Annotated in this window: 14 protein-coding genes; 5 read left to right on the top strand and 9 right to left on the bottom strand. The window is 60.8% G+C overall.

What is annotated here, in order from left to right; all coding sequences use genetic code 11:
- Positions 1-60: 60 nt before the first annotated feature.
- From ACW9JC_RS13095 to lptM, 6 genes are read right to left on the bottom strand one after another with little or no spacing between them, the layout of a single operon-like run.
- Positions 61-768 carry an HAD family hydrolase gene (locus ACW9JC_RS13095; RefSeq protein ID WP_457455264.1) on the bottom strand — a complete coding sequence of 236 codons (708 nt, stop codon included), beginning with the start codon at positions 766-768 and terminating at the stop codon, positions 61-63.
- Positions 765-1,664, bottom strand: coding sequence for a tyrosine recombinase XerC (gene xerC, locus ACW9JC_RS13090; RefSeq protein ID WP_457455263.1), 900 nt, complete (start codon positions 1,662-1,664; stop codon positions 765-767). Before xerC ends, ACW9JC_RS13095 begins: the two co-directional genes overlap by 4 nt.
- A 2-nt stretch (positions 1,665-1,666) precedes the next feature.
- Positions 1,667-2,392: a DUF484 family protein gene (locus tag ACW9JC_RS13085; RefSeq protein WP_416129521.1), complete on the bottom strand. Its 726-nt coding sequence runs from the start codon at positions 2,390-2,392 to the stop codon at positions 1,667-1,669.
- A gap of 13 nt (positions 2,393-2,405) precedes the next feature.
- On the bottom strand, positions 2,406-3,236 hold the full coding sequence (gene dapF, locus ACW9JC_RS13080) for a diaminopimelate epimerase (protein ID WP_457455262.1): 831 nt from the start codon (positions 3,234-3,236) through the stop codon (positions 2,406-2,408).
- A gap of 4 nt (positions 3,237-3,240) precedes the next feature.
- On the bottom strand, positions 3,241-4,488 hold the full coding sequence (gene lysA / locus ACW9JC_RS13075) for a diaminopimelate decarboxylase (protein ID WP_338583834.1): 1,248 nt from the start codon (positions 4,486-4,488) through the stop codon (positions 3,241-3,243).
- A 9-nt stretch (positions 4,489-4,497) separates the two neighbouring features.
- Positions 4,498-4,671: an LPS translocon maturation chaperone LptM gene (gene lptM, locus ACW9JC_RS13070; protein ID WP_338583833.1), complete on the bottom strand. Its 174-nt coding sequence runs from the start codon at positions 4,669-4,671 to the stop codon at positions 4,498-4,500.
- 308 nt (positions 4,672-4,979) lie between these two features.
- Here lptM and cyaY point away from each other — a divergent pair, with 308 nt between their 5' ends.
- The 3 genes from cyaY to rnk all read left to right on the top strand — a co-directional run bounded on the left by cyaY (position 4,980) and on the right by rnk (position 6,078).
- Positions 4,980-5,312 carry an iron donor protein CyaY gene (cyaY, locus tag ACW9JC_RS13065; RefSeq protein WP_338583832.1) on the top strand — a complete coding sequence of 111 codons (333 nt, stop codon included), beginning with the start codon at positions 4,980-4,982 and terminating at the stop codon, positions 5,310-5,312.
- Positions 5,313-5,316: 4 nt separating this feature from the next.
- Positions 5,317-5,541 (top strand): DUF1289 domain-containing protein, encoded by a 225-nt coding sequence (locus ACW9JC_RS13060; RefSeq protein ID WP_419712860.1) that lies wholly within the window; start codon positions 5,317-5,319, stop codon positions 5,539-5,541.
- Between the two features lie 126 nt (positions 5,542-5,667).
- Positions 5,668-6,078 (top strand): nucleoside diphosphate kinase regulator, encoded by a 411-nt coding sequence (rnk, locus tag ACW9JC_RS13055; protein WP_075946457.1) that lies wholly within the window; start codon positions 5,668-5,670, stop codon positions 6,076-6,078.
- A gap of 7 nt (positions 6,079-6,085) precedes the next feature.
- On the opposite strand, the gene ACW9JC_RS13050 is transcribed toward rnk, so the two are convergent.
- From ACW9JC_RS13050 to ACW9JC_RS13040, 3 genes are all read right to left on the bottom strand, one after another.
- On the bottom strand, positions 6,086-8,932 hold the full coding sequence (locus ACW9JC_RS13050; protein WP_457455261.1) for a class I adenylate cyclase: 2,847 nt from the start codon (positions 8,930-8,932) through the stop codon (positions 6,086-6,088).
- Positions 8,933-9,125: 193 nt separating this feature from the next.
- The gene (locus ACW9JC_RS13045) at positions 9,126-9,371 is read right to left on the bottom strand and encodes a TIGR02647 family protein (protein WP_057712785.1); all 246 of its coding nucleotides are present in this window, start codon (positions 9,369-9,371) and stop codon (positions 9,126-9,128) included.
- 250 nt (positions 9,372-9,621) lie between these two features.
- Positions 9,622-9,906, bottom strand: a complete 285-nt coding sequence (locus ACW9JC_RS13040; RefSeq protein ID WP_457455260.1) for a hypothetical protein — start codon at positions 9,904-9,906, stop codon at positions 9,622-9,624.
- A gap of 124 nt (positions 9,907-10,030) precedes the next feature.
- Between ACW9JC_RS13040 and ACW9JC_RS13035 the strand changes: the two genes are divergently transcribed.
- Entirely contained in the window at positions 10,031-10,690 is a 660-nt protein-coding gene (locus ACW9JC_RS13035) for a glutathione S-transferase family protein (RefSeq protein ID WP_457455259.1), read from the top strand.
- A gap of 208 nt (positions 10,691-10,898) precedes the next feature.
- Positions 10,899-11,573 (top strand): glutathione S-transferase family protein, encoded by a 675-nt coding sequence (locus ACW9JC_RS13030; RefSeq protein WP_457455258.1) that lies wholly within the window; start codon positions 10,899-10,901, stop codon positions 11,571-11,573.
- Positions 11,574-11,587 lie beyond the last annotated feature (14 nt).

The following is an 11,587-nucleotide window of genomic DNA, read 5'->3' as shown; positions in this document are numbered from 1 at the left end:
TCCACGGTTATGTGTACACCTGTAGGAGCTGCCGAAGGCTGCGATCTTTTTAGGACACCATCAATATTTTGGGACATTCCACTGCGCCAATAACGCTGGCAGCTCGGTCAGGCTGCGGATTTCGGCATCCGGCAAGCGCTCGGCCTCCCAGACCTTGCCCGCCGGGTTGAACCAGATCGCGCGCAATCCAGCCTGCTGCGCCCCGGCAATATCGTCGCCGGGATGGTCGCCGATATGCACAGCTGTCTCCGGCGTCGCGCCACCGCGCTGCAACGCCTCATGAAACAGGCGTGCATCAGGTTTGGCGATGCCAATGTCTTCGGCGCACAACGCAAACTTGAAGTAGTCCGCCAGCCCCAGTCGCCGCACATCAGCATTGCCGTTGGTGACCACGCCGAGGGCGTAGTGGTTGGCCAGTACTTCCAGGGTTGGTTGCACTTCGGGGAAGATTTCCAGTTGATGCCGGGCATGCAGGAACACTTCGAAGCTCTGGTCGGCCAGGTCTGACGCTTGCGCGTGGGCGTAACCGGCTTCTTCCAGGGCCTGGAACAACACGCGCCGGCGCAGGGCGCTGATGCGGTGCTTGAGGTTCGGCTCGATGCTCAGGATGCGTTCGCGGATGGCCCACAAATGTTCTACCGGCACCGCTCCCAGGTTGGGCGCATGCTCGGTCAGCCATGCACGCAAAACGGCTTCGGCGCTGACGATCACCGGGGCGGTGTCCCACAGGGTGTCGTCGAGGTCAAAGGTGATCAACTGAATACTCATGAATCATCGCCCTTAATGCGTTTGGCCCGTGGATGGGCGCTGTCGTAGACCGTGGCCAGGTGCTGGAAGTCCAGGTGGGTATAGATCTGCGTGGTCTTGATGTCCGAGTGGCCGAGCAGTTCCTGTACGGCGCGCAGATCCTGCGAGGATTCCAGCAAATGACTGGCGAAGGAATGCCGCAACATGTGCGGGTGCAGGTTCTGCCCCAGTTCACGTTCACCGGCAGCCTTGACGCGCACCTGTATCGCCCGAGGGCCGAGACGTCGGCCTTGCTGGCTGATAAATACCGCGTCGTCTGCCGGGTTTGCCATGGCCCGCAGCGGCAGCCATTGTTCCAATGCCTCGCGAGCCTTCTTGCCGACCGGCAGCAGCCGGGTCTTGCTGCCTTTGCCGAGCACCTGGACCATGCCGTCTGCCAGGTCCAGTTGATCGAGATTGAGCCCGGTCAGCTCTGACAGGCGCAGCCCGGAGGAATAGAACAGTTCGAGAATCGCCTGATCCCGACGCGCCAGAAAGTCATCTTCGACCCCGCCTTCAAGCAGCTGCAGAGCGCGGTCGGTGTCGAGGGTCTTCGGCAGGCGGCGTTCACCTTTGGGTGGCGCCAGGCCGTTGGCCGGGTCGTGATCGCACAGGCCTTCGCGGTTCAGGTAATGATAGAGCCCGCGCACCGCCGATAGCAGTCGCGCCAGGCTGCGCGAGGATTGGCCTTGGGCGTGCAGGCGGGCAATCAGGCTGCGCAGGCGCTGGATGTCCAGTGAGGTCCAGCTGCTGATGTTCTGTTTGACGCACCAGCCCAGCACTTTGTCGAGGTCGCGGCGATAGGCCGAGAGCGTGTGGGGCGACACCTGGCGCTCACTGCGCAGGTGTTCGCAGTAAGCGTCCAGTTGCCGTTCCATGATCAGCGTACCGAGCGCAGGGAGCTGTTGACCCGAGGCAGCACGCGGCCCATGACTTCGGCGATGTAGCTCAGGAACAGCGTGCCCACCGAGCTTTTGTAGTGCTGCGGGTCACGGCTGGCGATGGCCAGGATGCCGTGGATACCCTGATGACTGATGGCGACCACGGCGGTGGAGCCGATCTGTTTGCGCTGCTCTTCGCCGAACAGGAAGTCCAGCTCATGCTCGCGCAGGCTGCCGCTGACGCTTTTGTCCTCCTGCAAGAGGCCGCCAATCGCCACTTGTGCTTCGGCGTGAGTGACCCAACGGCCAACAGGCGTCGGGTTATCACCCAGCAGGATGAGGCTGACGAAGGGCACCTGGAAGTCCTGGCGCAGGCTGTCTTCGACGCAGATCACCACGTCTTCCAGGCTGGTGGCATCCATCAGCGCGAGAATCAGGCGGCGGGTCTTGTCGAAGAGGCGATCATTGTCGCGGGCAACATCCATCAAGTGCGAAAGGCGATGACGCAGCTCGATGTTGCGGTCGCGCAGGATGGTCATCTGCCGTTCGACCAGAGACACCGTGTCGCCGCGTCGGTGGGGAATGCGCAAGGCCGGCAGCAGTTCTTCATGCTCGACGAAAAAATCCGGATGAGCCTCCAGGTACGCGGCAATCGCCGCCGCCTCGAGGCTTTCGGACGCTGATTCGTCGGCTTGTCGTGCGGGTACCTGAGGCTTATCGGTCATGGCTTTGGCTCACTCAAAGACGCACTTGTCCTTCGTATACGCGCACTGCCGGTCCGGTCATCATCACCGGTTGGCCAGGACCCGCCCATTCAATGGACAGGCGCCCGCCAGGCAGGTCGATCAATAGCGGCGAATCCATCCACCCCTGGCTGATCGCGGCTACTGCGGCGGCACAGGCGCCGGTTCCGCACGCCTGGGTTTCCCCGGCCCCGCGTTCCCAGACGCGCAACTGCGCGCGGTTGCGGTCTATGACCTGGATAAACCCGACATTGACCCGCGCTGGAAAACGCGGGTGATGTTCGATTTTCGGCCCCAGTTCATGCACCGGTGCGCTGTTGATATCGCTCACTCGCAGCACGGCATGGGGGTTGCCCATGGACACGGCGGCCAGCTCGACCGGCGTGCCTTCGACGTCGACCTGATAGCTCAGGGCCTGCTCCGGTGCCTGGAACGGAATATCCGCCGGCACCAGGCGCGGGGCGCCCATGTTGACGCCGATTTGCCCATCGTTGCGAACATCCAGCTCGATGATGCCGCTTTTGGTTTCGACGCGGATCAGGCGCTTGGCGGTCAGGCGCTTGTCGAGCACGAAGCGCGCGAAGCAACGTGCGCCGTTGCCGCACTGTTCAACCTCGGAGCCGTCGGAGTTGAAAATCCGATAGCGGAAATCCACGTCCGGGTTGCTCGGTGCTTCGACGATCAGCAACTGGTCGAAACCGATTCCCGTATGCCGATCACCCCACAGCTTGGCGTGCTTGGGCAGAATATGCGCGTGCTGGCTGACCAGGTCGAGGACCATGAAGTCATTGCCCAGGCCGTGCATCTTGGTAAAACGCAGCAGCATGGGTTTACTCCGGCAGCAGGCTTTCGCCAGCAAACAACTCGGCTACCGTCTCACGGCGACGCACTTCAAATGCCTGATCACCGTCCACCAACACTTCGGCGGCACGGCCGCGGGTGTTGTAGTTGGAACTCATGACAAACCCGTAGGCGCCAGCCGAATGCACGGCCAGCAGGTCGCCTTCTTCCAGTGCCAGCTGACGATCCTTGGCCAGGAAGTCGCCGGTCTCGCAGATCGGGCCGACGATGTCGTAGGCGCGGGCAGCGGTGGTGCGCGGACGCACGGCGGTGACGTCCATCCAGGCTTGATACAGCGCCGGGCGGATCAGGTCGTTCATGGCTGCGTCGACGATGGCGAAATCTTTGTGTTCGGTGTGCTTGAGGTACTCGACCTGAGTCAGCAACACGCCGGCGTTGGCCACGATGAAGCGGCCCGGCTCGAACACCAGCGCCAGATCGCGACCGTCGAGACGCTCGCGCACGGCTTTGATGTAGTCAGCGGCCAATGGCGGCTCTTCATCGCGATAACGCACGCCCAGACCGCCGCCGAGATCGATATGGCGCAGGTAGATGCCGCAATCGCCGAGGCGGTCGACCAGGCCCAGCAGGCGATCGAGAGCGTCGATGAAGGGTGGCAGGGTGGTCAGTTGCGAACCGATGTGGCAGTCGACGCCGACCACTTCCAGGTTCGGCAGCTGCGCGGCGCGTACGTACACGTCTTCGGCGTCGGCGATGGCGATGCCGAACTTGTTCTCTTTGAGACCGGTGGAAATGTACGGGTGGGTGCCGGCATCGACGTCCGGGTTCACGCGCAGCGAGATCGGCGCGCGAACGCCCAGCTCGGCGGCCACCACTTGCAGGCGTTCCAGCTCATCGGTGGATTCGACGTTGAAGCAGTGCACGCCGACTTCCAGGGCGCGACGCATGTCGTCACGGGTCTTGCCGACACCGGAGAACACGATCTTGTCGGCGCTGCCGCCAGCGGCCAGTACGCGTTCCAGCTCCCCACGGGAGACGATGTCAAAACCGGCGCCGAGACGCGCCAGGACATTCAATACACCCAGGTTGGAGTTGGCCTTGACCGCAAAGCACACCAGGTGCGGCATGCCGGCCAGCGCATCGGCGTAAGCCAGGTACTGGGCTTCGATGTGCGCGCGCGAGTAAACGTAGGTCGGTGTACCAAAGCGATCGGCGATAGCAGACAGGGCAACACCTTCCGCGAACAGTTCACCGTCACGGTAGTTAAAAGCGTCCATGGCGATCCCTTATTGGAAGACGTCGTGCTTGTGTGCTTTTGACGGCTGCTTTTGTGAAGACTGGGCCTGCTCTGCAGGGTCCTGGTCGTCATCGGGCAGGTACAGCGGGCCTTTTTGGCCGCAGGCCGACACAAGACAGGCAACCGCGAGGAGCGCAGCAAGGGAAGAGATCAGGCGCTTCATGGCGAAATCCTTGAAAATGCATTAATTGCGCCGGAGTATACCGGCCACCCGGCAGCTTGCCTATGCGATGGGGCACCCGTCCGGCGGGCCTTGGCCGCAAGCACATCGAACCCTGTGGGAGCGGGCTTGCCCGCGATAGCGGAGGTTCAGTCGACATTGATGTTGAATTTGCCGGCCCCATCGCGGGCAAGCCCGCTCCCACAGGGTGAAGTGTTAGGGCCCCTTGGTCGTTATCCTTTGCAATCACCGGTGCTCGGTCGTATCTTGCGGCGCTTGAGCCTGATCAGACACTTTTTGAGGTTGCCGTAATGAGTTTGTCCGAAGCGCGTTTCCACGATCTGGTCGATGCCACCCAGCAAACGCTGGAGGACATCTTTGACGACAGCGACCTGGATATCGATCTGGAGAGCTCGGCCGGTGTGCTCACCGTCAAGTTCGAGAACGGCAGCCAGTTGATTTTCAGCCGTCAGGAGCCACTGCGCCAGCTGTGGCTGGCAGCGGTATCCGGCGGTTTCCACTTCGATTACGACGAAGAAAGCGAGCGCTGGATGTGCGACAAGAGCGAAGAGCAACTGGGCGAAATGCTTGAGCGCATCGTCAAGCAGCAGGCCGGTGCCGATTTCGATTTCGAAGGCCTGTAACGTCGTGACGCAGCCCGCTCCCGTCCGTCCGCCCAAGCCGCTCTACAGCAATGTCAGCCCGGCGGTGCCGTCGCCGTGCAGCGGTGTCTGTCGGCTGGATGAGCAGAAAGTCTGCCTCGGATGTTTCCGCCATGTCGAAGACATCCGCGAATGGCGCTCGGCGGATGACGAGCGTCGGCGGGTGATTTGCGCGCAAGCTGTACAGCGAAAACAGGGCTCCGGGCCATGACTTGTATATTTTTTGAGCTGTGATAGTGTCCGGATACGCCTCAACCCATCGAGGCTTGTGAAAACCCCGCCTTTTTCTGGCGGGGTTTTGCTTTTTTCGTGCAGAAGAAAGGAGTCTGCCCTGATCATGACCGCACCTTCCATCACCCTTACCCGTCTGGACGTTCAACGTCTGGAGCGTCTGATCGACAGCCTGGATGACACGCTGCCGGGCGTTATCGCGCTGCAAACCGAACTGGATCGCGCCGATACACTGGTCGGTCACGATGAAGTGCCCGCCGATGTCGTGACCATGAATTCCCGCGTTCACTGCCGTGAAGAGAGCAGTGGCAAGGACTACCACTTGACGTTGGTGTACCCGAAGGATGCCAATGCCGACGAAGGCAAAATCTCGATTCTGGCACCGGTCGGCAGCGCGTTGCTGGGCTTGAAAGTCGGTCAACACATCGACTGGCCGGCACCGGGTGGCAAGACCTTGAAGCTGACCCTGCTGGAAGTCGAATCGCAGCCAGCCCAGGGCGGCCACTTCCCGGAATGACTCCCCGTCAGACCTGCTCGAGCGCCTCGTTCAATGCGCGCTCCAGGTCGGCCTTGTAACGCAGATACAGATTGCTTGAACCCTGACCATCACCGAGCAGACCCGACAGGTCCAGGTCGGTGATGTAGCAGCGGTAGCGTTCGGTCTCGCGGCGTTGCCCGACGATTTCCCGGGCGACCACACTGAACAGCTGGTCGCCATGCTCCAGCTCTGAAAACTCCCGCTGATTGCAATACAACGTGACCTGCACCTTGCCCGGTGCGGCTTTGCCGACGATCGCCTGTACGTCGTAGAACGGTTTGTTGACCGGGGTTTGCGGTGCCGGACGAGCTTCGACCCGACGCGCGCGGCCGGTGCCTGAGGGCAGCAGCTGGTAATACAGGGTGTCCAGGCTGCGGGGTCGGGCGGCGTCCATGGGCTGCAAGGCGTCGCGTCGGTACTGAATCGATTGCAGGAACCGTTGCAGCGGCACCAGCAGGCTTTGCTCGTCATGCCACGGTAAACGCTGGTGCCACAAGGCATTGAATTCATCGAGTACATACAGGTCGGCCTGATCTTCGTTGATCCGGTAGAACCCCTGAATGCACTCGGGCTGGCCCATGGGCAGGAGCAGCGCCAGGTCGTGATCTTCCAGCGCCATCGGGTCCAGGTGCAGCGGGCTGTAACGGGGCAATTCTTCACCCAGGTAATCGAACAGCGCGGGCAGCGTGGCGGCGGCGACGTGTTCGACCTTGCCGGGCACCAATTCCAGCACGTGGTAATGCTGCTGGACCTGAATCACGTAGCGATGATTGAGTTTGCTCAGCAGCAGGTTTTGCGCGGTGTCGAGGATGTCTTCGACGCGCTGGGCAATGAACTGCGCACGGTTGTGGCAGAAGCAACGCACGCGCAACCGGGGTTGTCGCGGGCCGTCCGGCAAGTTGTTGAGGTAATCACGCATGCAGTCGAGCAGGGCGTGGGGGCCGTCGTAACGGTTGACCAGCACTTCGTTCCAGCTGTTGAGCGTGACCTGATCCAGGGTCAGTACCAGGTTTTCCCGAACGCCGGCGTAGCTCAGGGAGTCGGTGCGCTCGGTGGTCATCAGGATGTTCAAGTCGCGATGGTGCTTGAGCGGGTCGACGCCGACGTTCACCAGGATCAGCACTTCGCTGGGGACGCTGGCGCGCAGCAACGGTTCTTCGGCGACGGTCGGCAAAGGCAGGGGGATGCTCTGTTGCAGGCTGCCGAGCAGGTTGAACAACTCGAATTCGCTCAAGTCGCTGCTGCCCGGGTGCAAGGCCAGGCGGGTGCTGCTGTCGATCACGCCGTTGCGGTGGCACCAGGTAAGCAGTTCGAGCAATTGGCGGCTGCGCTTGATCGGCGCGAAGTGCTCCCACTCAAGCGCGGTCAGGCTGCCGTTGTACAGGCCCCATTGGCTTTGCCCCGCTTCTTTTTTGTCGGCCGAGTGCACCAGCGTCAGGGTGTCTTCGGCCAGGTCCGGGGCGATGCCGGGGTTGATGAACTCGACCTTGTCCGCCTTGCGTTCGAAGGCCGCATACAGACGTCGGCCGAGCACGCTGAGGTCGCGCTTGTTGATCAGGCTGACGGTTTGTTCGTTGCGGGCGAATTGGGTCAGGAAGCGGTAACTGTAATTCAGCTCGTTGACCAAGGCCCGGCGCTCAGAGCTGACCTGGCGGACTTTCCATTGGCTGCGACTATCGAGCAGGGCCAACTGGCGATGGTCCCATTGCCATTCGTGGGCCAGGCGTTCGAGCAGCGCGCGTTGCCAGCCCTGGGTGCGACCGCTGTTGCCGGTGAGCTTGCGATTGACCTTCAGGTACAGCGCGCGCCGCACCAACTCCAACCGCTCAGGTTCGTTACGGCCAATCAGGTATTCCTCGATGCGCCGGTACACCACGACGTACGGGTCCAGTTCATCGAGGTCGAGCCGGTTGGCAAACACCGCTTGCTTGAAGCGCAGGCTCAGGCACTGGACCCTGGGATGTTCGCTGGCGTAAACCTCGGTCAACAGCAGCTTGAGCACCGACTTGTAGGGCGACTCGATGCCCTTGAACAACTGCCAGAGCCCGGCACCAATGAACTCGCCCGGCGGGATAAAGGCCAGGTGGCCCAGGTCGAGTGTTTCGTCGGCGCGAATAAAGCGCTTGGATAACAGCGTGTGGGTATAGCGGTCGTAGCTTGCCTCTTCATAGACTGGCACCAGCCACCAGATGGGTGTGCGCCCGGCCAGCCATATGGCGGTGCGATAGAACTCGTCCAGCAACAGATAGTGCTGGGTGGTGCCGCAGTCTTCGGAACTCAACTGGTTATCGCGCTCGCCCCGCACGAAGCGCACCGGATCGATCAGGAAAAAATGCGCCTCGGCGCCCTGGCTGGCGGCCCATGCTTCAAGCAACTGACATTTCTTGCGCAACTCTGCCAGTTCGGTTTCGCTCAGGTCCGAGCCGTGACAAACCCACACGTCCATATCGCTCTGGTCTGCTTGGGCCAAGGTGCCGAGGCTGCCCATCAGGAACAGGCCGTGAATCGGTCGCGGCGGATTGCTGCCGTGACGTGGCTTGTAGGAAAACGAACGGGTAAGGCGCTGGGCTTCGGCGAGGACGTTGGCATCCGGCTCGTAGTTCGACAGCCCGGCGGGCGTGCTGCCTGAGACGTAGCCCGGCAACAGCGGATGATTGACGTGGAAAAACAGCGGCAGGAGGCTCAACACTCCCTGTTGACGGGTCGACAAGCCTTCCATGGCACGCGCCATGCGGCCCTCGTTGAGCTTCAGGAAACGCGCGCGCAGCTGACTGAGAACCTTGCGGTCGATTCCTTCGTCCAGATCGGGGCGGATTTCATGGGTGCGGGTCATGTCAGCTCAAACCGGCTCGCAGGGCTCGGATGTGGGGCTCTCGGAATGGGTGGCAGTTTAGCGCCTCGACCCCGGGACATTTAAGCTGATTTTGTTTTTTTGGCGTCAGATTTCTACCGTATGACAACAGCAGATACCGAGTCTGCCCGCGGAAATCCCGTGGCAGGGGTTCCCGTGGGCGATGCGGGGGAATTCAGGCTGTTACTTCGGCATTAAGAATGGTGAGTACGGTTTGCACATTTTGCGCGGCGTCACGACCCAGGCTGGTCAGGTAACCGCCATCGGGCTGGTCAGTGAGTTCTTTTTCAAAGAGGCGTTTGGCAGCGGCAATGTGTTTCGGGGCAGCGGTCTGATGAATTTTCAAACCTTCCTGGGAACTGTCCAGGTTGAAGAGTGCGAGGACTTCCAGTTCGGCAACCAACTCAGGGGTAAGCGACATAAGGACTCCAGACTTTCTAGGAATTGGACGACAGCGCCCCTAAGGTGATCCCACTCGTGCGGCATGTCCAGTGCTCGCGACAGGGTTTTTTCGATTGGGGCGGCATTCCCCCGGTAGCGGGGCGGTCTGAAGTGTAGTCGTTACTTGTAGGAGCAAGGCTTGCCCGCGATGAACGATTACGCGGTTCATCTGACAGACCGCGGTGCAGCAATCGCGGGCAAGCCTTGCTCCTACAGTACGGGTGCTCGATTTACTTCTTTTCCGGCGGCAATTCCGGCAATGCGCGCAACGCAGTTTCGTACCATTCGGTGTTGAACGCGCGGTCTTCTTCGAGGATTGCGTCGATTTCTACCGCCAGGACGTGGGCCATCAGATTGAGGATCTCATCGCGCTCGTAACCCACCAGCGTCAGCTTGTTGAAGGTGGCTTTGGCGGCTGGAGGATTGTCGCTTTCGATCTGGTTCTCGATGGCTTCGATCAGCGTGTTCTCGGCGAACTCTTCTTCGTCGGCGTCGATATCGTTTGGCTCGCTCATGGCAGGCTCCTCAAGGAAAGGTGGCCAGTTTACCCGCATTCAGCCGCGTGATGCTGCTGGCAAGAAACCCGGGAGCGTTCTATAAACAGGCACTGCCCACCCCGCACGGCCTGGAGGCTTTGTGATGCTTAAGCTTTACGGATTTTCTGTCAGCAACTACTACAACATGGTGAAACTGGCGCTGCTCGAAAAGGGACTGCCGTTCGAAGAGGTGCCGTTCTACGGCGGCCAAACGCCGGAAGCGCTGGCCATCAGCCCGCGCGGCAAGGTGCCGGTGCTGGGCGTTGAGCAGGGTTTCATCAATGAAACCAGTGTGATTCTCGAATACATCGAGCAAAGCCAGAAAGGTACGCCGCTGCTGCCGGTTGATCCTTTGGCGCGGGCACAGGTGCTGGCGCTGGCCAAGGAGATCGAGTTGTACATCGAGTTGCCGGGCCGGGCGTGCTACCCGGAAGCGTTTTTCGGCATGACGCTGCCTGACGCGATCAAGGAAAAGACCAAAACCGAATTGCTGCTTGGGATTGCGTCACTGGCTAGACACGGCAAATTCTGCCCTTACGTGGCGGGCGAGAGCTTGAGCGTGGCGGATCTGTATTTCCTGTACAGCGTGCCGTTGGCTTGTGGGGTCGCCAAGAAGCTTTTTGACATCGATCTGTTGGCCGAACTGCCGGCGGCCAAGGCGCTGTTGCAGCGGCTGGAGCAGAATCCGAACGTACAGCGGATTGCGGCGGACAAGGAAGCGGCGATGCCGGCGTTCATGGCGATGGTCGCGGCTAAAAAGTAAATCGACGTGGGCTTGCTGGGGGCGGCCAGTGTGTCAGACGATTCGCAATCTTCTGTCGCACATAGCTTGCGTCCTTGTGGGCCAACGCCTTCAGGCGTTTTCGTCGTACGCGGTAATAACCGTAGGCTTCCCGGATTTCGGGCAGTGTTTACCTTGGGCATCAGATCGTTTTTCGATCAGCCAACCACGCGGTCAAGGAGACCCGGTGATGCTCAAGCTTTACGGTTTTGCGGCAAGTAACTACTTCAATATGGTCAAATTGGCGCTGCTGGAAAAGGGCGTGCCTTTTGAAATCGTGCCTTTTCACGGCTGCCAGAATCCGGAGATCCTCGCGGTCAGTCCTCGGGGAAAGGTCCCCGTTCTGGAAACCGGTCAGGGTTTTCTCAGTGAGACCGATGCCATTCTCGATTTCATCGAGGAGACTCAGGCAGGCGTTCCGCTGCTGCCGGCAGACCCGTTTTCCCGTGCCACTGTTCGGGCGCTGGCCAAAGAAATCGAACTGTACATCGAGCTGCCGGCGCGGGTGTGTTACGTCGAGGTGTTTTTCGGTGGGCGGCCGACTCCCGAGGCGTTGAGAGCCAAAGCTGAGCGGGATTTGATCAAGGGTTTTACGGCGCTGAAGCACCGGGCGCGGTTTGCGCCTTACGTGGCGGGGGAGGAGTTCACCTTGGCCGATTTGTACTTTCTCTATAGCGTCGAACTGGCGGCGGACGTCGGGAAGGATCTGTTCGGCATTGATTTTCTGTCCGGCATGCCGGGCGCCAAGGCGTTACTGGACCGCTTGGCCGAGAACCCGAACGTGCAAAAAATCGCAGCCGACAGGCACGCTGAGGCGCCAGCCTTTCTGGAGCGAGTGCGAGCAGTGGGGAATTCGAATCGATGAAAGAAAGAGCCCGG

It is taken from the genome of Pseudomonas sp. SDO5591_S426, assembly GCF_054070755.1.
This window is presented reverse-complemented; position numbering and strand designations above follow the sequence as displayed.